This is a genomic window from Pseudomonas sp. AO-1 (assembly GCF_019775695.1).
Lineage (GTDB): Bacteria > Pseudomonadota > Gammaproteobacteria > Pseudomonadales > Pseudomonadaceae > Aquipseudomonas > Aquipseudomonas parakoreensis.
Genome location: NZ_CP079947.1, coordinates 5,769,629 through 5,788,526, shown reverse-complemented (window position 1 = coordinate 5,788,526; position 18,898 = coordinate 5,769,629). Strand labels below are relative to the sequence as shown.

Below are 18,898 nucleotides of genomic sequence, written 5' to 3'. Positions count from 1 at the left end.
CCCGTGTTCACATTTCCCGCTCGATTGTTTTCCGCCTTGCTGATGATCGCCGTACTGGCGCTGACCGGCTGCCAGACCGCACCGCAAAAAGGCCTGACCCCGGCGCAGATCGCCGTCCTCAAACAACAAGGCTTCGAGGCAACCGACGAAGGCTGGGAGTTTGGCCTGTCAGGCAAAGTGCTGTTTGGCAGCGATATCGAAAGCTTGAACGCGAAAAGCACCGAAATCGTCGAACGCATTGGCAAGGCGCTGGTGGGAGTCGGCATTGAGCGCGTACGGGTCGACGGTCATACCGACGCCTCGGGCAAAGAGACCTATAACCAGCAATTGTCGTTACGCCGGGCCAAGAGTGTGGCCAAAGTGCTGACCACCGTCGGCATGAAGGAAGAGAACATCCAGTTGCGCGGCCTGGGCAGCAGCGAGCCGGTGGCGTCCAACAGTACTGCCGCCGGACGTACCGAGAATCGTCGGGTGTCGATTGTGGTCAGCGCCGATTAATCGGCAAACCGCATCTCGCGGGTCTGCCCCATCAGCAGACCCTGATTACGCTCGGTCACCTCACGGATGTAATCCCACAACAGGGTGATGCGCTTGAGCTTCCTCAGATCCTCCCGGCAGTACATCCAGAACTGCCGGGTGATGTCGATTTCTTCGGGCAGCACCGGCAGCAGGCGCGGATCCTGCGCCGCGAGGAAGCATGGCAGAATGGCCAGTGAACGCCCTTGCTGCGCTGCGACGAACTGCGCGATCACGCTAGTGCTGCGCAGGTTCGCGCTGGCGCCGGGCAGCACGTTCGCCAAGTACAGCAGCTCCGAGCTGAACGCCAGGTCATCCACATAACTGATGAATTGATGCTTGCCCAAATCGGCCGGGCGGCGGATCGGTGGGTGTTGGTCGAGGTAGTCCTGGGTCGCGTACAGCTGCAAGCGGTAGTCGCAGAGTTTGCAGCACACGTACGGGCCGTGTTCCGGGCGCTCCAGTGCGATGACGATATCGGCTTCGCGTTTGGACAGGCTGATGAAGTGCGGCAGCGGCAGGATGTCTACCGAGATTGCCGGGTAAGCGTCGACGAAATGGCTCAGCTGTGGGGTGATGAAAAAGCTGCCGAAACCTTCGGTGCAACCCATGCGTACATGCCCGGAAAGTGCCACACCAGAGCCCGAGACCTGCTCGCAAGCCATGTGCAACGTGCTTTCAATCGACTCGGCATAGCCCAGCAAACGCTGGCCTTCAGTGGTCAGGACAAAACCGCTGGTGCGCGATTTTTCGAACAGCAACGTACCCAATGCCGCTTCCAGCGAACTGATGCGCCGCGACACGGTGGTGTAGTCGACGGCGAGCCGTTTGGCCGCGGTGCTGGCCTTGCGGGTACGGGCGACTTCGAGGAAAAACTTCAGGTCGTCCCAGTTCAGCGACCCCAGGGAGGTGATGTTTTTTTGCATGATGGACGGGCTTATATGTGCGTTCTTATTAGAAGTTTGCACATCTATACTCCAAAAACAGTCCGACAACCAATTCGTGACACACGCCTCATCTCAAGGCGAACCCTTCGCCTTGGCTCCTACGATAAAAACAAGTTTCGGAGACCAGCATGAACGCATCGCTTACGCCCAACGAAACCACGGTCCAGAAGGTCAAGCTGCTGATCGACGGCGAGTGGGTCGAATCGCAGACCACCGAGTGGCACGACATCGTCAACCCGGCGACCCAGCAAGTGCTGGCCAAAGTGCCGTTTGCCACCGCCGCTGAAGTCGATGCCGCCATCAGTGCCGCGCACCGCGCGTTCCAGACCTGGAAACTGACCCCGATCGGCGCGCGCATGCGCATCATGCTCAAACTGCAGGCACTGATCCGCGAGCACTCCAAACGCATTGCCGTGGTGCTGAGCGCCGAGCAGGGCAAGACCATTGCCGACGCCGAGGGCGATATTTTCCGTGGCCTGGAAGTGGTCGAACACGCCTGTTCCATCGGCACCCTGCAAATGGGCGAGTTCGCCGAAAACGTGGCGGGCGGCGTCGATACCTACACCCTGCGCCAGCCGATCGGCGTGTGTGCCGGCATCACCCCGTTCAACTTCCCGGCGATGATTCCGCTGTGGATGTTCCCGATGGCCATCGCCTGCGGCAACACCTTCGTCTTGAAACCTTCGGAGCAGGATCCGCTGTCGACCATGCTGCTGGTGGAGCTGGCGATTGAAGCCGGCGTTCCGGCGGGTGTGCTCAACGTGGTACACGGCGGCAAGGATGTGGTTGATGGCCTGTGCACCCACAAGGACATCAAAGCCGTATCGTTCGTTGGTTCGACGGCGGTCGGTACTCACGTTTACGACCTGGCCGGCAAGCACGGCAAACGCGTGCAATCGATGATGGGCGCGAAGAACCACGCCGTGGTGCTGCCGGACGCCAATCGCGAGCAAGCGCTGAATGCGCTGGTCGGCGCCGGTTTCGGTGCCGCCGGGCAGCGTTGCATGGCTACCTCGGTGGTGGTGCTGGTCGGTGCCGCGAAACAATGGCTGCCGGACCTGAAAGCACTGGCGCAGAAACTCAAGGTCAACGCCGGCAGCGAGGCGGGTACCGATGTGGGTCCGGTGATCTCGAAGAAGGCCAAGGCGCGGATTCTTGAGCTGATCGAGAGCGGCATCAAGGAAGGCGCCAAGCTTGAGCTCGATGGTCGCGACATCAAGGTGCCCGGCTACGAGCAAGGCAACTTTGTCGGCCCGACCCTGTTCTCGGGCGTGACCACCGACATGCAGATCTACACCCAGGAAATCTTCGGCCCGGTGCTGGTGGTGCTGGAAGTCGACACCCTTGATCAGGCCATTGCGCTGGTCAACGCCAACCCGTTCGGCAACGGCACGGGCCTGTTCACCCAGAGCGGTGCGGCGGCGCGTAAATTTCAGAGTGAAATCGACGTCGGCCAGGTCGGCATCAACATCCCGATTCCGGTGCCGGTGCCGTTCTTCAGCTTCACCGGTTCCCGTGGCTCGAAACTCGGCGACCTCGGCCCGTACGGCAAGCAAGTGGTGCAGTTCTACACCCAGACCAAAACGGTCACGGCGCGCTGGTTCGATGACGACAGCGTCAACGACGGCGTGAACACCACCATCAACCTGCGCTGAGGACTGGCCATGAAAATCGCATTTATCGGTCTGGGCAACATGGGCGCGCCGATGGCGCGCAACCTGATCAAGGCCGGCCATTCACTGAATCTGGTCGACCTGAACAAGACGGTGCTGGCGGAGCTTGAGCAACTGGGCGGCACCATCCGCGCGTCGGCCCGTGAGGCGGCGCAAGACGCCGATCTGGTGATCACCATGCTCCCGGCCGCGGTGCATGTGCGCAGCGTCTGGCTCGGTGAGGACGGTGTGCTGGCCGGTATCGGCAAAGGTGTGCCGGCGGTGGATTGCAGCACCATTGATCCGCAGACCGCCCGCGATGTGGCCGCCGCTGCCGCCAAACAAGGCGTGGCCATGGCCGATGCACCGGTCTCCGGCGGCACTGGCGGCGCGACCGCTGGCACGCTGACCTTCATGGTCGGCGCCACCCCGGAACTGTTTGCCACCCTGCAGCCGGTGCTGGCGCAGATGGGCCGCAACATCGTGCATTGCGGCGAAGTCGGCACCGGGCAGATCGCCAAGATCTGCAACAACCTGCTGCTGGCGATTTCGATGGTCGGTGTCAGCGAAGCGATGGCGCTGGGCGATGCACTGGGGATCGACACCTCGGTGCTGGCCGGAATCATCAACAGCTCGACCGGGCGTTGCTGGAGTTCGGAAATGTACAACCCGTGGCCGGGCATCGTCGAAACGGCGCCGGCCTCGCGCGGTTACACCGGTGGCTTCGGCGCCGAGCTGATGCTCAAGGATCTGGGCCTGGCCACCGAAGCGGCGCGTCAGGCGCATCAACCGGTGGTGCTCGGCGCGGTGGCGCAGCAGTTGTATCAGGCGATGAGCCAGCGCGGGGAAGGCGGCAAGGACTTCTCAGCGATTATCAACAGCTATCGCAAGCCGCAGTAACCAGGCATCAAATTGTGGGGGGGGCTTTTGTGGCGAGGGAGCTTGCTCCCGCTGGTCTGCATGGCAGACCTAAACCTGGTAAACGCGCTTTCTGAATTTACGACTGCTGCGCAGCCGAGCGGGAGCAAGCTCCCTCGCCACAGGTGGTTTCCTGGGCTTTTTATGGGAGGCAAAAAAGATCGCAGCCTTCGGCAGCTCCTACAGGGTGTACATCTTGCCCATGTAGGAGCTGCCGAAGGCTGCGATCTTTTGCTTGTCAGGCAAAGACAAAATATTTGCGTACGGTCTCGACCACTTCCCAGGTGCCTTTCATCCCCGGCTCAACCACGAAGATGTCGCCGGCACGCAGGTGAATCGGCGCCATGCCGTCTGGGGTGATGATGCAATAGCCTTCCTGGAAGTGGCAGTACTCCCACTTCACGTAGTCGACCCGCCACTTGCCCGGGGTGCAGATCCAGGTGCCCATGATCTTGCTGCCGTCTTCGCTGGTGTAGGCGTTGAGGTTGACGGTGTGCGGGTCACCTTCGAGTTTTTCCCATTTGCAGGCATCGAGTACCGGCAGCGGGTGGGTGTCGCGCAGAACGGTGATGGGGGCGGTCGCGGTCATGGGAACTCCGGGCAGAGGGATTTGAAATCAAACCCTATAGCGCCTGCTCGCCGTTCAGTTGTCTGTGCTCGACATCGAACTGCTCAGAAACGCGCGGATCAGTGAGCGCGTGTAACAACGCGCGGGCGTAATTCGGCAACGTAGCGAAGTCTCGGGCGCACAACATGAGCGTGCGGCGTGCCCACGTTTCATTGAGCGCAACCCATTTGAATGACCGCAACGCGGTTCGCTCGACAGCGGCCAGCGGCACAATTGCCAGCCCGGCACCTCGGGCGACCATGCGTAGCACCCCGTCGAATCCGTCGGCGCGGATGCGGATCTGCATCCGCGAGCCGCTGTGCAGCGCTTGTTCTTCCAGATACACCGCCAGCGCGCTATCAGCGCGCAGTCCGACAAAGTCATGCTGCAGGGCGTCGCTGAAACGGACTGGCGCAGCGTCAGACAATGGGTGGTCGAGGGGGAGGATCAGCACCAGTGGATCGGCACGAAATGGCAGGGTCTGCAGGTCGGTGGTATCGACGGCGTCGGACACAATCCCGAGGTCCGCCGCGCCTTGGCGCAAGGCATGAGTGATGCGCGCGCTGGGCAATTCCTGCAGATCGATATCGAGGTTGGGATGCTCGCACAAAAAGTCCGCCAGCACTTCCGGCAGGTATTCAGTGATCGCGGTGGTGTTGCACAGCAGCCGTACCTGGCCTTTGACGCCTTGGGCGTAGTCGGCCAGATCCTGCTGCATGCGTTCGGACTGTTGCAGGAGGACGCGCGCATGTTGCGCCAGCGCCTTGCCGGCCGGCGTCGGGCTCACGCCGCGGCGCCCGCGCTGCAGGAACTCGGTGCCGAGCGAAGCCTCCATGGCCCGGATACGCGCACTGGCGGCGGCGAGTGACAGATGGCTGCGGGCGGCGCCGGCGGTGATGTTGCCGGCGTCGAGGATGTGCAGGTAGAGGCGCAGGTCGGTGAGGTCGAAGTGCATGGGGCAGCCTGTGGTTTTTGTGGTGTCTGGGCGGGCCCTATCGCTGGCAAGCCAGCTCCCACAGGATGTGTGTTGTGCACAAAATCTGTAATCCACACTGAAACCTGTGGGAGCTGGCTTGCCAGCGATGAGGCCGGAAGTCTCCATCAAATCTGCAGCCTCTTGTATCGAAAGAGGCAGCCTCAGTATATGGCAGATTTTCAGCACACCCGCCAAGGCGCACAGTAGCGCCATGAACGCACTCGCAGACTTCTATCAAAACCTCGGCATGGGCCTATCGTTGCTGGTCATCGCCACCTTTATCATGGCCGGTCTGGTCAAAGGGGTAATCGGTCTTGGCTTGCCCACCGTCGCCATGGGCCTGCTCGGTCTGGCTATGGCCCCATCACAGGCAGCCGCGTTGCTGATCATTCCGGCGACGCTGACCAACGTTTGGCAACTGGCCTTTGGCGGGCATCTGAAAGGACTGATCAAACGCCTGTGGCCGCTGCTGCTGATGATCTTCCTCGGGACCGCCGTCGGCACGTTGTCGATCGGCATGGCGGGCGGGCATTGGGTGGTGCGCGGCTTGGGCGCGGCGTTGCTGCTGTATGCGTTGAGCGGGTTGCTGCTGCCGACCCTGCAGGTCAATCCCCGGCATGAGCCGTGGCTGGGTCCGCTGTGCGGGCTGATCACCGGGGTTATCACTTCGGCCACCGGTGTGTTCGTGATTCCGGCGGTGCCGTACCTGCAGGCGTTGGGTTTGCAGCGTGATGAACTGGTGCAGGCGCTGGGCCTGTCGTTCACCGTCTCGACCCTGGCGCTGGCCGGCGGCCTGTTCTGGCGCGATGCACTGGGCAGTGGCGAGTTGACTGCCTCGCTGCTGGTGCTGATCCCCGCGATGCTGGGCATGGGGTTCGGCCAATGGCTGCGGCAGCGCATCAGCGCCGTGCTGTTCAGGCGCGTGTTCTTTATCGGACTGGGCGCACTCGGCGCCCATTTGCTGATCAGCGGCTAGCCGACGACGCGCTGAGCATTTCGATCCGACGGATATCGAAATCGCGCTCCAGGTACGTCATGCGGTTGTCGAAAAACTCGCGCATGTGCGGCAGGTTCGAGTGCACGTCCAGGTGCGCCTGGCTTTCCCAGATCTCGTAGAAGATGAACAGCGTCGGGTCTTCCTGGTCGCGCAGCATGTGGTACTCAATGCAGCCCGGTTCGGCGCGGCTCGGTTCGACATAGGCGCGAAACAGCGCTTCGAAGGCCTCGGCTTTCTCCGGGCGGGTCTTGGCGTGCAGGATGAAACCGTGGCGTTCACTCATCAGATCAACTCCTCAAATGCAGATGGCTGCCAATGCTATTGCAACAATCTGCGTTCAATTCGTGCATTTTGGTCAAATGTATTTTGCGCCGACGCGGCTTATTCCGCGCGAGATGGATGGTTAACCTGCCGCCATTCGTTTTCCCATCTTTCCCCAGCCCAATGGCTGCGCGAGGCGTTCTGATGAAAAAAGTGTTGTTGCTCAATGGCGGCAAGAAATTCGCCCATTCCGACGGTCGTTACAACGCGACCCTGCACGAAACTGCACTGAGCGTGCTGGATCGTGGTGGCCTGGATGTCAAAACTACGTTCATCGATGAGGGTTACGACGTCGCTGAAGAAGTGGCCAAATTCCTCTGGGCCGATGTGATCATTTATCAGATGCCGGGCTGGTGGATGGGCGCGCCGTGGACCGTGAAAAAGTACATCGACGAAGTCTTCACCGAAGGCCACGGCAGCCTCTATGCCAGCGATGGTCGGACCCGTTCCGATGCGTCGCAGAAGTACGGCAGCGGCGGTCTGATTCAGGGCAAGCAATACATGCTGTCGCTGACCTGGAACGCACCGCAGCAAGCTTTCGACGACCCGAGCGATTTCTTCGAAGCCAAAGGTGTCGACGCGGTGTATTTCCCGTTCCACAAGGCCAACGAGTTTTTGGGCATGAGCGGGCTGCCGACATTCCTCTGTGTGGACGTGATGAAGCGCCCGAACATCGAGAATGATGTGGCGCGGTACGAGCAGCATCTGAAACAGGTGTTTGGTCTCAAGGCGTGAAGTGATTTCATGTGGTTACGGTTGTAACTGTGGTGAGGGTTTTAAATGTGGTGAGGGGATTCATCCCCGATGGGTCGCGCAGCGGCCCCCCGATCTTGATCTCAAAAAGCGGGGGCCTGCTGCGCAGTCCATCGGGGATAAATCCCCTCGCCACAGGGGTGTTCTCTCTCCACAATGGATTTGTGCAGTCGATCAATAAGGGACACCCGTGAAAGCCAGATCCGATGAATTGCAGATTTTCGTCTGCGTGATCGAGTGCGGTTCGATTTCCGCCGCCGCCGAACAGGTCGGGCAGACGCCGTCGGCGGTCAGCCGCACGTTGTCGCGGCTCGAAGCCAAGCTCGACACCACGCTGATCAACCGCACCACGCGGCGCATGGACCTGACCGAGGAGGGCAAGTATTTCTTCGAGCAGGCCAAGCTGATTCTCGACCAGATGGATGCCCTCGAAGAGCGTCTGTCCTCACGCCAGCAAACGCCGTCCGGACGTCTGCGGATCAACGCTGCGTCGCCGTTCATGCTGCACGCCATCGTGCCCTACATCGACGAGTTCCGCAGGTTGTACCCGGACATCCAGCTCGAACTCAACAGCAATGACCTGATCATTGACTTGCTGGAACAAAGCACCGACGTCGCCATCCGTATCGGCACTCTTGCTGACTCCACGTTGCATGCGCGTTCGCTCGGTTGCAGTCCGCTGCTGATCGTCGCCAGTCCGGCGTATCTGGAGCAGCACGGCGCGCCGCAGCAGGTCGCCGACTTGAGTGATCACGCCCTGCTCGGTTTCACCCACAACGAAGGCCTCAATCAGTGGCCGCTGCGTTACGTGCACGGCGACCGCTGGCCGATCACCCCGGCCATCAGTGCTTCCAGTGGCGAGACCGTGCGCCAGCTGGCGCTGGAAGGCCAGGGCATTGCCTGCCTGTCGCACTTCATGACCATCGACGACATTCGCGCCGGGCGCCTCAAGGTGCTGCTGGCGGAATACAACAGCGGCTATCGCCAGCCGATCAACGCGGTGTACTACCGGAACTCGCAACTGGCGCTGCGCATCCAGTGCTTCCTCGATTTCATCCAGAGCAAACTCGCGGCGTACGCCAGTGCGGATTTCAAGGGCTGATTCGTGACCCCTGCGCAACAGTGAATTGGGCGAGGGCGGGTTTTTCCATCGGGGTGACCGGTCGATACTCGTTGCATCACTTATTCACGCAGGGAGTTTCTCCATGAACGTATTCATCACCGGTGCCGCCGGTTTTATCGGCGGCTCCATCGCCACCGGTCTGGTCCAGGCCGGGCACTCTGTCACCGGCCTGGTGCGCAGCGCCGAGCAGGCCGATGAGCTGAAAGCTTTGGGCATCACCCCGGTGATCGGCACCCTCGAAGACAGTACATTGCTGGCCGATCAGGCCCGCGCCGCCGATGCGGTGATCAATGCCGCCAGCAGTGACCATCGCGGCGCGGTCGAAGCCTTGCTCGATGCCCTGCGCGGTTCGCACAAAGTGTTCCTGCACACCAGTGGTTCGAGCATCGTCGGCGATGCCTCGGGCGGCAAATCCAGCGACGTCATCTACTACGAAGACAACCTGCCGGAGCCCACCGTCGACAAGGCGGCGCGCGTGGCGATTGACAACCTGATCCTCGCCGCCGCACAGGACGGCGTGAACTCGGCAGTGATCTGCAACACCCTGATCTACGGCCACAGCCTGGGCGTCAATCGCGACAGCGTGCAGTTGCCGCGTCTGCTCAAACAAGCACGTAAAAGTGGCGTGGTGCGGCATGTCGGCACTGGCCAGAACATCTGGTCCAACGTACACATCGAAGACGTCGTCGCCCTGTACCGGCTGGCGCTGACCCGGAATGTGCCCGGCACCTTCTACTTCGTCGAAAGCGGTGAAGCCTCGTTCATCGACATGACCACTGCCATGGCGCAGGCGTTGAATCTGGGCCAGCCACAAGACTGGCCACTGCAAGACGCCGAAGCCGAATGGGGCTACGAAATGGCCAACTACGGGCTCGGCTCCAACAGCCGCGTACGCGGCAAACACGCTCGTGAACTGCTGGGCTGGGCGCCAAAGCGTACGTCGGTGGTGGAGTGGATTCGTAACGAGATGGTGTGAATCGTACTCCAGCCATCCAGACACCACCGAACCTGTGGGAGCTGGCTTGCCAGCGATAGCGGTTCACCCGTCAGCAAATATGTTGAATGTGCAGCCGCCATCGCTGGCAAGCCAGCTCCCACAAGGTTTTGTGTTTGCCTGGGAACCATGTAAATCCCGCCTCGCGATTTTCATTAATCGCGACAAGACATATCCAACAGCGACACACCTTACCTCCCAACGAAAATTACTTTCATGGTGTTTGAAAACTCGATCTCGAAATGATTTATGAGTTTCACAACCCATTCGAACGTGACCCTTTCGAGGAGTACCGCATGACACCTTCCTTCGGCTATTGGCTGCTGATGTATGCCGCCGTCGCCATCATCGCCTTGATCGTGCTGATCGCCCGTTACCGGCTCAATCCGTTCATTGTCATCACGCTGATTTCCATCGGTCTGGCGCTCGTAGCGGGAATGCCGCCGTCGGGCGTGGTGGGGGCGTATGAGGCCGGGGTGGGCAAGACGCTGGGGCATATTGCGCTGGTGGTGGCGCTGGGGACGATGCTCGGCAAGATGATGGCCGAGTCCGGCGGTGCGGAGCAGATGGCCCGCACCTTGATCGAGAAATTCGGCGAAAAAAACGCACACTGGGCGATGGTTTGCATCGCGTTTCTGGTCGGCCTGCCGCTGTTCTTCGAAGTCGGCTTTGTCTTACTGGTACCCATCGCCTTCACCGTGGCGCGGCGGGTGGGTGTGTCGATTCTGATGGTCGGCCTGCCGATGGTTGCCGGCCTGTCGGTGGTGCATGCGCTGGTGCCGCCGCACCCGGCGGCGATGCTCGCGGTGCAGGCTTATCAGGCCTCGGTCGGGCAGACCTTGCTGTATGCGATTGCCATCGGTATTCCCACCGCAATCATCGCAGGCCCGCTGTACGCCAAATTCATCGTGCCGCGCATTCAACTGCCGGCGGATAACCCGCTGGAAAAACAATTTCTCGACCGCGAGCCGCGCGACAGGCTGCCGGGTTTCGGCATCACCATGGCGACCATTCTGTTGCCGGTGGTGCTGATGCTGATCGGTGGCTGGGCCAACCTGATCTCCACGCCGGGCAGCGGTTTCAACCAGTTCCTGTTGTTCATCGGCAACTCAGTGATCGCACTGTTGCTGGCGACCTTGCTGAGTTTCTGGACGTTGGGCATCGCTCAGGGTTTCAACCGTGAATCAATCCTCAAATTCACCAACGAGTGCCTGGCACCGACCGCCAGTATCACCTTGCTGGTCGGCGCCGGCGGTGGTCTGAACCGGATTCTGGTGGACGCTGGGGTCACCGATCAGATTGTCGGGCTGGCCCACGAATTTCACCTGTCGCCGCTGATCATGGGCTGGCTGTTCGCCGCGTTGATGCGGGTGGCCACCGGCTCGGCGACCGTGGCCATGACCACCGCATCCGGCGTGGTTGCGCCGGTCGCCATTGGTCTGGGTTATCCACACCCGGAATTGCTGGTGCTGGCGACCGGCGCCGGCTCGGTGATCTTTTCCCACGTCAACGACGGCGGCTTCTGGTTGATCAAGGAATACTTCAACATGACGGTCGCGCAGACGTTCAAGACCTGGACCGTGCTTGAGACCCTGATCTCGCTGGTCGCTTTCGCTTTGACCGTCGGCCTTTCTTACCTGCTGTAACCGGAGCCCGCCGCCATGGACATCCTTTATCAGATCCGCGCTCGTCAGGACTCCTTCAGCGCCGGCGAAGGCCGCATCGCCCGGCTGATGCTGGACGACGTCGGTTTTGCCGCGAGCGCCAGCCTCGAAGACCTCGCGCAACGGGCCGAAGTCAGCACCGCCACGCTGTCGCGTTTTGCCCGTACGGTGGGCTGCCGCGACCTGCGTGATCTGCGCCTGCAACTGGCTCAGGCCAGCGGCGTTGGCAGCCGTTTTCTCGACCCGGCGGGTACCCCTGAACAGTCGGCGTTCTACGGGCAGATTGTCGGCGATATCGAAACCACGCTGCGCCAGCATCTGGCTGGATTCGACGAATCACGCTTCGCCGACGCGGTGAAAATGCTCGGCCAGGCGCGGATGATTCATGCGTTCGGCATGGGCGGTTGCTCGACCCTGTGCAGCGATGAATTGCAGGTACGCCTGGTGCGCCTTGGCTACCCGATTGCGGTGTGCCACGACGCGGTGATGATGCGCGTCACCGCCGCCAGCCTCAATGCCGAGCACGTGCTGATCGTCTGCTCGCTGACCGGCATCACCCCGGAGCTTTTGGAAACTGTCGAACTGGCGCGCAACTACGGCGCACGCATTCTGGCCATCACCCGCGCCGACTCGCCGCTGGCCGAACTGGCCGACATCGTTCTGCCGCTGCAAGGCGCGGAAACTTCGTTCATCTACAAACCAACGGCGGCGCGCTACGGCATGTTGCTGGCCATCGATGTGCTTGCGACCGAGCTGGCGCTGGCCAATCCTGAAGACAATCAAGAGCGTCTGCGGCGGATCAAACTCGCCCTCGACGAATACCGTGGCGGCGACGATCACCTGCCGCTGGGAGACTGACATGCAGTACGACACGCTGATCCGCAACGCCACCGTCATCGATGGCAGCAATACCCCCAGCTACCGCGCCGATGTGGCGATTCTCAACGGCCGTATCGAACGCATCGGCGACTTGCACGATGCCCGCGCCACAGAAGAAATCGACGCCGCCGGCCGCGTGCTCGCCCCGGGTTTTATCGACGTGCACACCCACGACGACACCGTGGTCATCCGCCAGCCGCAGATGCTGCCCAAACTCAGCCAGGGCGTGACCACGGTGATCGTCGGCAACTGTGGGATCAGCGCCTCGCCGGTCAGTCTCAAAGGCAATCCACCGGACCCGATGAACCTGCTCGGCAGCGCAGCGGCATTCGTTTACCCACGCTTTAGCGATTACCGTGCCGCCGTCGAAGCGGCGAACACCACGTTGAACGTCGCCGCACTGGTCGGCCACACCGCGCTGCGCAGCAATCACCTCGACGACCTGTTTCGCACTGCCACGCCTGACGAAATCACCGCCATGCGTGAGCAACTGCGTGAAAGCCTTGAGTCTGGCGCGCTCGGTTTATCCACAGGCCTAGCCTACGCCAGCGCCTTCAACGCCTCCACCGATGAAGTGAAGCAACTGACCGAAGAACTGACCGCGTTCGGCGCGGTGTACACCACCCATCTGCGCAGTGAATTCGAGCCGGTGCTGGAGGCGATGGACGAAGCGTTCAGCATCGGCCGTCACTCGCGATCCCCGGTGATCATTTCCCACCTCAAATGCGCCGGTGTCGGTAATTGGGGGCGCAGTCCGCAGTTGCTCGCGGCGTTGGAGCAAGCAGCGAAAACCCAGCACGTGGGCTGCGATTGCTATCCCTACGCGGCGAGCTCTTCGACGCTGGATCTGAAGCAAGTCACCGATGCCCATCGCATCACCATCACCTGGTCGACGCCGCATCCTGAAGTCAGCGGCCGCGACCTGATCGACATCGCTGCCGAATGGAACGTGCCACTGCTCGAAGCCGCCAAACGCCTGCAACCGGCGGGCGCGGTGTACTACGGCATGGACGAGGCGGACGTACGAAAGATTCTCGCGCATCCGCTGTCGATGGTCGGCTCTGACGGACTGCCGGAGGACCCATTCCCGCACCCACGCTTGTGGGGCGCTTTCCCACGAGTACTCGGCCATTTCAGTCGCGATCTCGGGTTGTTTCCGCTGCACACCGCCGTGCACAAGATGACCGGTCTGTCGGCGGCGCGGTTTGGCTTGAAAGGGCGCGGCGAGATTCGTGAGGGCTATTGGGCGGATCTGGTCTTGTTCGATCCTGAGACGGTGCGCGATGTGGCGGATTTCACTGATCCGCAACGAGCGGCGCAGGGGATTGAGGGGGTGTGGGTCAATGGCGTGTTGAGCTATCGCGACGGGCAGGCAAATGGTCGCCGGGAAGGGCGGTTTCTGGCGCGGCAGGGGGATTTGCGCGAAGGATTTCATTGATTGCCAAGCCCCGGTAGGCGCTGCCGAAGGCTGCGATCTTTTGATCTGCGTCTCATAGTGGCACTCTGAGATTAAAGAATGTCGAAACCAAGCCGAATTGCTGACATCCAGCCCCGCTAAACGCTTGGGCCAACCAGTCAGGGAGCACCCCATGAGCTTCGGCAAAACCACCCCGATCCTGCGGATCTTCGATGAAGCCAAGGCGTTGGAGTTTTACGTCGACTTCCTTGGCTTCAAGATCGACTGGCAGCACCGTTTCGAAGCGAATTTCCCGCTGTATCTGCAGGTGTCCCGTGGCGAATGCGTGCTGCACCTGTCCGAGCATCATGGCGACGCGACGCCGGGCTCGGCGTTGCGCATCGAGACCGACGAGCTGGAGGCGTTTCAGCAGCAGTTGCAGGCCAAGGATTACAAGTTCTCGCACCCACAGATTCAGGCGATGCCGTGGGGCAGTCAGGACATGACCATTGCTGATCCGTTTGGCAATCGACTGGTGTTTACCAACGCGATCAGTGTCTGAGTCGAGCCATACAAAAAAAGCGCTGCCAAACCATTAAGGTGGCTACTGGCGCCATCGCTGGCAAGCCAGCTCCCACAGTGATCGAGTCGTACACAAAATTTGTGCTTCACCAAGAAACCTGTGGGAGCTGGCTTGCCAGCGATGAGGCCAGAACAATCACCCCCGATGCATCTGCCGAAACTCCCCCGGCGGCATCCCGCGCCGGCTCTTGAACGTGCGATGAAACGACCGCGGCTCGGTAAACCCCAGATACTGCGCAATGTCTTGAATCGGCAACGTGCTGTTGAGCAAATAATGCTCCGCCAGCTCCTGACGCAAGTCATCGAGAATCTGCTGATACGACGTCCCCGCCTGATGCAACTGGCGCTGCAACGTGCGCACCGACACCGCGAGCTGCTCGGCCACCTGTTCCTTGCGCGGCAAGCCTTCCTTGAGCAGTTGACGCAGGATGCTTTTGACCCGCTGTTCCAGCGACGCATCCTCCAGCGTCGCCATCAACCCCATCGCATGTTCTTCCAGGGTGCGCAGCAATTGCGCGTCGGCCTGGCGCAGCGGCAACTGCAGATACGCCAGTGGCACGATCAGCGCCGAATACGCCTGCTCGAACAGCACCGGGCAATCGAAAAACGCTTCGTACTGCGCCTGGCTGGCGTCTGGCGGGCACGGATGTTCCAGCCACACGGCGGCGGGCGACATCTGCGTGTCGGCTATCCAGCGTGCATATTGCAGCCACGAGCCGAGGACGTTTTCCACCAGATGCCGGCGGATACGCGGGCGCTCGTAGCGGCACGTCCAGATCAGGTGCACGTGACCGTCCTGCACCTCGGCGCGGCTGACGCCCATGTCGCCCACCAGTTTTTCGAACGGCATGATCCGGCTCATCGCATCGCCCAGGGTCGCGCAGTTCATGGTGATGTAACCGAGCACGCTCCAGGAATTGGGCAGGACGAAATTGGCCGCGTTGAGACCAAACAGCGGATCGCCCGAGTGCTCGCAGAAATAATCGAGCAGGCGCTCATGGGTTTCGCCCGGCAGGCGCAGGCTGTTGTCGCTCAGTTGCTGCGCCTGCAAACCGGCAGCGGCCAACGCCGGCTCGATGGCCATGCCCAGTTGCTCGGCATGGCGCACGTATTTGAGCAGCGGCGGAACCGAGGTGAAGCCGAGCGATTGCATGATCCGAATCCCTTGATCAAGGCCTGCGTGAGCGAATGAATGCCTGAAAGGTAATTTGAAACCCCGACTAAAGTAAATGGCTGGCACTTGCGCGACGTTTGACTCAATTGGCTACTCGAACTGGCCGGATGCGACCGTGACACTTTGCGGCCGCTGACTAGTATGGAGGCCTGCCACATCACTGATCAGACTGCATAAGAAGGACACACGCATGCGACGCTGGAACGGCTGGGGAGATGCAACCACGGTGGTCGAACTGCCGGCCCAGGGCGCGAGTTTTCTCCATGAACGGTTGGGGGCCGGGCGCGCGCTGCCCGATGCCACGCTGGAGGCAGCACTGGCGCGAGTGCCGGTCTCACGGTTGGCGGCGCACGCCTTGTACAGCGTTGATGCCCATGATCGTCTGCTGCACGCTCGGGGCCAGAGTTTGCCGGACTGGCTGGCGCTGCGCGAAGGTGCGCTGGGCAATTATCCGGACGCGGTGGCGTTTCCGGAGACCGCCGGGCAGATCCGCCAATTGCTGGCGCTCGCGCATCAACAGGACCTGTGCCTGATTCCCTACGGCGGTGGCACCTCGGTGGCCGGGCACATCAACCCGCCGGATTCGGCGCGACCTGTAGTGACCGTGTCGCTGGCGCGGATGAATCGTCTGATCGACCTCGACGAGCAGAGCCAACTGGCGACGTTTGGCCCCGGTGCCAGTGGCCCGCAGGTGGAAAGTCAGCTGCGCGCTCGCGGCTACACGCTGGGGCATTTCCCGCAGTCGTGGGAGCTGTCGACGCTGGGCGGTTGGGTCGCCAGTCGCTCCAGCGGTCAGCAGTCGTTGCGTTACGGGCGCATCGAGCAATTGTTCGCTGGCGGCACCCTGGAAACTTTCGCCGGGCCATTGGAAATCCCGACCTTTCCTGCCTCGGCGGCGGGGCCCGATTTGCGTGAAGTGGTGCTCGGTTGCGAGGGCCGTTTCGGGATCATTTCCGAGGTCAAAGTGCGGGTCAGTCCGCTGCCGGCCGATGAGCGTTTTTACGGAGTGTTCCTGCCCAGTTGGAGCAAGGCGCTGCAAGCGATTCGCCAATTGGCGCAGGCGCGGGTGCCGCTGTCGATGCTGCGGCTGTCGAACGCGGTGGAGACCGAAACCCAACTGGCGCTGGCCGGGCATCCGCAGCAGATCGCCTGGCTGGAAAAGTATCTGAACCTGCGCGGCGCCGGTGAAGGCAAGTGCCTGCTGACCTTCGGCGTCACCGGCAACCGTCGGCAAAACGCGCTGTCGCTGAGCCAGGCGCGCCAGCATCTGAAAGCCTTCGGCGGCGTCTTCACCGGCACCTTGCTCGGCAAGAAATGGGCGCAGAACCGCTTCCGTTTCCCCTACCTGCGCGAGAACCTGTGGAACGCCGGCTACGTCGTCGACACCCTGGAAACCGCCACCGACTGGAGCAACGTCGACAATCTGCTCAACCTCATCGAAAACAGCCTGCGCGACGCCTTGGCGGCAGAGGGCGAACGGGTGCATGTGTTCACCCATCTGTCCCACGTCTACGGCGAAGGTTCGAGCATCTACACCACTTACGTGTTTCGCCCGGCGGCGGATTATCCGGCGACGCTGGCGCGCTGGCAGGCGCTCAAGCACGCAGCCAGCCAGACCATCGTCGACAACCACGGCACCATCAGCCACCAGCATGGGGTCGGCAAGGATCACGCGCCGTACCTGCCGCGCGAAAAAGGCGCGCTGGCGATGGATACCTTACAGGCGCTGAGCAGGCACTTCGATCCGGCCGGGCGCCTCAACCCCGGCACGCTGATGCAGGAGTGACGATCATGCACCCGGACTGGAACGCTGCGTGGCGCCAGCAAACTTTGCCGACATTGGCCGACGCAAGCTGGGATCTGATCGTCATCGGCGGCGGCATCAGCGGTGCCGGCATTCTGCGCGAAGCGGCACGGCGTGGCTGGCGTTGTCTGCTGCTGGAGCAACGGGATTTCGCTTGGGGCACCTCCAGCCGGTCGTCGAAAATGGTTCACGGCGGATTGCGTTATATCGCCAAGGGCCAGTGGCGCCTGACCCGCGATTCGGTGCGCGAGCGCCAGCGCCTGCTCGACGAAGCGCCGGGGCTGGTGGAGCCGATGAGTTTCCTGATGCCGCACTATCGCGGCGGCTTTCCCGGGCCGCGTGTGCTCGGTGGTTTGTTGTCGGTGTACGACGCGTTGGCCGGGCGACGCAGCCATCGTTTTCACGACGCGCAGCAACTGCGTTTTCTCGCGCCGGGGGTGAAGGAAACCCGGCTGCTCGGTGGCACCTGTTTTGTCGATGCGCTGACCGATGATGCACGGCTGGTGATGCGCGTGTTGAGTGAAGCGCGGGCCGATGGCGCAGTGGTGCTCAACGGGGTGCGCGTCGAACATTTGCTGCGCGAAGACGGCCGGGTGTGTGGGGTGCAGATCGAGGACTGTGAGGCGGGTGGGGCGCGGCAATTGCGTTGCGGCGTGCTGGCGGTGGCGACCGGCGCGTGGGCTGAGCGCCTGCGTTTGCCCGAGGCTCCGCGACAACTGCGGCCATTGCGCGGTAGTCATCTGCTGCTGCCGGGCTGGCGTTTGCCGGTGGCGCAGGCCCTCACGTTTCTGCATGCGCGCGACCGGCGGCCGGTGTTCGTTTTTCCGTGGGAAGGGGCGACGGTGGTTGGCACTACGGATCTCGATCATCGTGAGGATCTGGATCAGAGCGCGAGCATCAGCACCGAAGAACTCGACTACCTGCTGGCGGCCTGCACGCAACAATTTCCAGGTGCCGAAGTGACGGCGAGCGATGTGCTGTCGACCTGGTCCGGCGTGCGTCCGGTGGTGGGCAGCGCGGCGGGTGCACAGCAAGGCGAGCCGTCGAATGAAACCCGTGAACATGTGCTGTGGCAGGAGCCGGGTTGTGTCACGTTGGCCGGTGGCAAACTGACGACGTTTCGCCCGCAAGCCATCGAAGTGCTCAAGGCCTGTGCCGACATGCTTGGCCGCGCTTTCGAAGATGACGGCGCGCCGGTTTTCGCAGCCGTACCGCCACTGACCATTCCCGGACTCAGCCCGCAGCAGTGGCGACGGCTGGCCGGCAGGCACGGCCGTGATCTGCCGCGACTGGCGCAACTGATCGCCGAGTTAGGCCACGAAACGGTCGGCAACACTGACACCTTGTGGGCAGAGCTGGCCTTCGCCTGCGAGGCGGAAATGGTGCTGCACCTCGATGATCTGTTGCTGCGCCGCACCCGTCTGGGCCTGTTGCTGGCGCGCGGTGGCGAAGCGCATTTCGCCGCCATCCGCCAACTCTGCCAGCCACGCCTGGGCTGGGACGATGCACACTGGCTGCAAGAACTGCAGCGTTACCGGGCGTTGTGGCAACGCCATCACGGTCTGCCGGATGCCACGCCTTGAGGCCCCTTGAAG

The 18,898-nt window shown here is 61.9% G+C and carries 18 protein-coding genes; 13 read left to right on the top strand and 5 right to left on the bottom strand.

Translation table 11 applies throughout. The annotated features are described in order from the left end of the window. Positions 1 to 42: 42 nt before the first annotated feature. Positions 43 to 498: an OmpA family protein gene (locus tag KVQ82_RS26435; protein ID WP_222019448.1), complete on the top strand. Its 456-nt coding sequence runs from the start codon at positions 43 to 45 to the stop codon at positions 496 to 498. Here the strand turns inward: KVQ82_RS26435 and KVQ82_RS26430 are convergent. After that, positions 495 to 1,442, bottom strand: a complete 948-nt coding sequence (locus tag KVQ82_RS26430) for a LysR family transcriptional regulator (protein ID WP_007962101.1) — start codon at positions 1,440 to 1,442, stop codon at positions 495 to 497. The two genes, KVQ82_RS26435 and KVQ82_RS26430, sit on opposite strands and share 4 nt — an antisense overlap. A gap of 149 nt (positions 1,443 to 1,591) precedes the next feature. Between KVQ82_RS26430 and KVQ82_RS26425 the strand changes: the two genes are divergently transcribed. After that, positions 1,592 to 3,118 (top strand): CoA-acylating methylmalonate-semialdehyde dehydrogenase, encoded by a 1,527-nt coding sequence (locus tag KVQ82_RS26425; RefSeq protein ID WP_115987656.1) that lies wholly within the window; start codon positions 1,592 to 1,594, stop codon positions 3,116 to 3,118. A gap of 9 nt (positions 3,119 to 3,127) precedes the next feature. Continuing rightward, entirely contained in the window at positions 3,128 to 4,015 is an 888-nt protein-coding gene (mmsB, locus tag KVQ82_RS26420) for a 3-hydroxyisobutyrate dehydrogenase (RefSeq protein ID WP_222016683.1), read from the top strand. Between the two features lie 256 nt (positions 4,016 to 4,271). Here mmsB and KVQ82_RS26415 read toward each other — a convergent pair whose 3' ends face one another. Next, positions 4,272 to 4,622, bottom strand: coding sequence for a cupin domain-containing protein (locus KVQ82_RS26415; RefSeq protein ID WP_003221437.1), 351 nt, complete (start codon positions 4,620 to 4,622; stop codon positions 4,272 to 4,274). A 34-nt stretch (positions 4,623 to 4,656) separates the two neighbouring features. Then, complete coding sequence (locus tag KVQ82_RS26410) at positions 4,657 to 5,595, bottom strand: LysR substrate-binding domain-containing protein (RefSeq protein WP_222016681.1); 939 nt, start codon at positions 5,593 to 5,595, stop codon at positions 4,657 to 4,659. A gap of 232 nt (positions 5,596 to 5,827) precedes the next feature. On the opposite strand from KVQ82_RS26410, the gene KVQ82_RS26405 reads away from it, so the two are divergent. Beyond that, complete coding sequence (locus KVQ82_RS26405; protein WP_222016680.1) at positions 5,828 to 6,592, top strand: sulfite exporter TauE/SafE family protein; 765 nt, start codon at positions 5,828 to 5,830, stop codon at positions 6,590 to 6,592. Here the strand turns inward: KVQ82_RS26405 and KVQ82_RS26400 are convergent. Continuing rightward, positions 6,582 to 6,896, bottom strand: a complete 315-nt coding sequence (locus tag KVQ82_RS26400; RefSeq protein ID WP_041066659.1) for a putative quinol monooxygenase — start codon at positions 6,894 to 6,896, stop codon at positions 6,582 to 6,584. The two genes, KVQ82_RS26405 and KVQ82_RS26400, sit on opposite strands and share 11 nt — an antisense overlap. A 182-nt stretch (positions 6,897 to 7,078) precedes the next feature. Between KVQ82_RS26400 and KVQ82_RS26395 the strand changes: the two genes are divergently transcribed. The 7 genes from KVQ82_RS26395 to KVQ82_RS26365 all read left to right on the top strand — a co-directional run bounded on the left by KVQ82_RS26395 (position 7,079) and on the right by KVQ82_RS26365 (position 14,305). Continuing rightward, the gene (locus KVQ82_RS26395; protein WP_095139858.1) at positions 7,079 to 7,669 is read left to right on the top strand and encodes an NAD(P)H-dependent oxidoreductase; all 591 of its coding nucleotides are present in this window, start codon (positions 7,079 to 7,081) and stop codon (positions 7,667 to 7,669) included. Positions 7,670 to 7,877: 208 nt separating this feature from the next. Beyond that, positions 7,878 to 8,789 (top strand): LysR family transcriptional regulator, encoded by a 912-nt coding sequence (locus KVQ82_RS26390; protein WP_222016678.1) that lies wholly within the window; start codon positions 7,878 to 7,880, stop codon positions 8,787 to 8,789. 103 nt (positions 8,790 to 8,892) lie between these two features. Beyond that, entirely contained in the window at positions 8,893 to 9,786 is an 894-nt protein-coding gene (locus KVQ82_RS26385; protein ID WP_222016677.1) for an NAD-dependent epimerase/dehydratase family protein, read from the top strand. 314 nt (positions 9,787 to 10,100) lie between these two features. Then, positions 10,101 to 11,450 carry a GntP family permease gene (locus tag KVQ82_RS26380; RefSeq protein ID WP_222016676.1) on the top strand — a complete coding sequence of 450 codons (1,350 nt, stop codon included), beginning with the start codon at positions 10,101 to 10,103 and terminating at the stop codon, positions 11,448 to 11,450. A gap of 15 nt (positions 11,451 to 11,465) precedes the next feature. Then, positions 11,466 to 12,326 (top strand): MurR/RpiR family transcriptional regulator, encoded by an 861-nt coding sequence (locus tag KVQ82_RS26375; protein WP_047291119.1) that lies wholly within the window; start codon positions 11,466 to 11,468, stop codon positions 12,324 to 12,326. A gap of 1 nt (position 12,327) precedes the next feature. Then, positions 12,328 to 13,785 carry an amidohydrolase family protein gene (locus KVQ82_RS26370; RefSeq protein WP_222016675.1) on the top strand — a complete coding sequence of 486 codons (1,458 nt, stop codon included), beginning with the start codon at positions 12,328 to 12,330 and terminating at the stop codon, positions 13,783 to 13,785. A 151-nt stretch (positions 13,786 to 13,936) separates the two neighbouring features. Beyond that, positions 13,937 to 14,305 carry a glyoxalase superfamily protein gene (locus KVQ82_RS26365; protein WP_041066674.1) on the top strand — a complete coding sequence of 123 codons (369 nt, stop codon included), beginning with the start codon at positions 13,937 to 13,939 and terminating at the stop codon, positions 14,303 to 14,305. Positions 14,306 to 14,461: 156 nt separating this feature from the next. On the opposite strand, the gene KVQ82_RS26360 is transcribed toward KVQ82_RS26365, so the two are convergent. Next, positions 14,462 to 15,478, bottom strand: a complete 1,017-nt coding sequence (locus KVQ82_RS26360) for an AraC family transcriptional regulator (RefSeq protein WP_131671405.1) — start codon at positions 15,476 to 15,478, stop codon at positions 14,462 to 14,464. A gap of 211 nt (positions 15,479 to 15,689) precedes the next feature. Between KVQ82_RS26360 and KVQ82_RS26355 the strand changes: the two genes are divergently transcribed. Further along, positions 15,690 to 17,285, top strand: a complete 1,596-nt coding sequence (locus tag KVQ82_RS26355) for an FAD-binding oxidoreductase (RefSeq protein ID WP_222016674.1) — start codon at positions 15,690 to 15,692, stop codon at positions 17,283 to 17,285. 5 nt (positions 17,286 to 17,290) lie between these two features. Further along, on the top strand, positions 17,291 to 18,886 hold the full coding sequence (locus KVQ82_RS26350) for a glycerol-3-phosphate dehydrogenase/oxidase (RefSeq protein ID WP_222016672.1): 1,596 nt from the start codon (positions 17,291 to 17,293) through the stop codon (positions 18,884 to 18,886). The last annotated feature ends 12 nt before the right edge of the window (positions 18,887 to 18,898 follow it).

Bases quoted from the DNA above. Each gene is read 5' to 3' on its own strand.
- KVQ82_RS26405 (WP_222016680.1), top strand. From the start codon at position 5,828: ATGAACGCACTCGCAGACTTCTATCAAAACCTCGGCATGGGCCTATCG.
- KVQ82_RS26400 (WP_041066659.1), bottom strand. From the start codon at position 6,896: ATGAGTGAACGCCACGGTTTCATCCTGCACGCCAAGACCCGCCCGGAG.
- KVQ82_RS26425 (WP_115987656.1), top strand. From the start codon at position 1,592: ATGAACGCATCGCTTACGCCCAACGAAACCACGGTCCAGAAGGTCAAG.
- mmsB (WP_222016683.1), top strand. From the start codon at position 3,128: ATGAAAATCGCATTTATCGGTCTGGGCAACATGGGCGCGCCGATGGCG.
- KVQ82_RS26415 (WP_003221437.1), bottom strand. From the start codon at position 4,622: ATGACCGCGACCGCCCCCATCACCGTTCTGCGCGACACCCACCCGCTG.
- KVQ82_RS26350 (WP_222016672.1), top strand. From the start codon at position 17,291: ATGCACCCGGACTGGAACGCTGCGTGGCGCCAGCAAACTTTGCCGACA.
- KVQ82_RS26410 (WP_222016681.1), bottom strand. From the start codon at position 5,595: ATGCACTTCGACCTCACCGACCTGCGCCTCTACCTGCACATCCTCGAC.
- KVQ82_RS26385 (WP_222016677.1), top strand. From the start codon at position 8,893: ATGAACGTATTCATCACCGGTGCCGCCGGTTTTATCGGCGGCTCCATC.
- KVQ82_RS26365 (WP_041066674.1), top strand. From the start codon at position 13,937: ATGAGCTTCGGCAAAACCACCCCGATCCTGCGGATCTTCGATGAAGCC.
- KVQ82_RS26380 (WP_222016676.1), top strand. From the start codon at position 10,101: ATGACACCTTCCTTCGGCTATTGGCTGCTGATGTATGCCGCCGTCGCC.
- KVQ82_RS26370 (WP_222016675.1), top strand. From the start codon at position 12,328: ATGCAGTACGACACGCTGATCCGCAACGCCACCGTCATCGATGGCAGC.
- KVQ82_RS26395 (WP_095139858.1), top strand. From the start codon at position 7,079: ATGAAAAAAGTGTTGTTGCTCAATGGCGGCAAGAAATTCGCCCATTCC.
- KVQ82_RS26360 (WP_131671405.1), bottom strand. From the start codon at position 15,478: ATGCAATCGCTCGGCTTCACCTCGGTTCCGCCGCTGCTCAAATACGTG.
- KVQ82_RS26355 (WP_222016674.1), top strand. From the start codon at position 15,690: ATGCGACGCTGGAACGGCTGGGGAGATGCAACCACGGTGGTCGAACTG.
- KVQ82_RS26430 (WP_007962101.1), bottom strand. From the start codon at position 1,442: ATGCAAAAAAACATCACCTCCCTGGGGTCGCTGAACTGGGACGACCTG.
- KVQ82_RS26435 (WP_222019448.1), top strand. From the start codon at position 43: ATGATCGCCGTACTGGCGCTGACCGGCTGCCAGACCGCACCGCAAAAA.
- KVQ82_RS26375 (WP_047291119.1), top strand. From the start codon at position 11,466: ATGGACATCCTTTATCAGATCCGCGCTCGTCAGGACTCCTTCAGCGCC.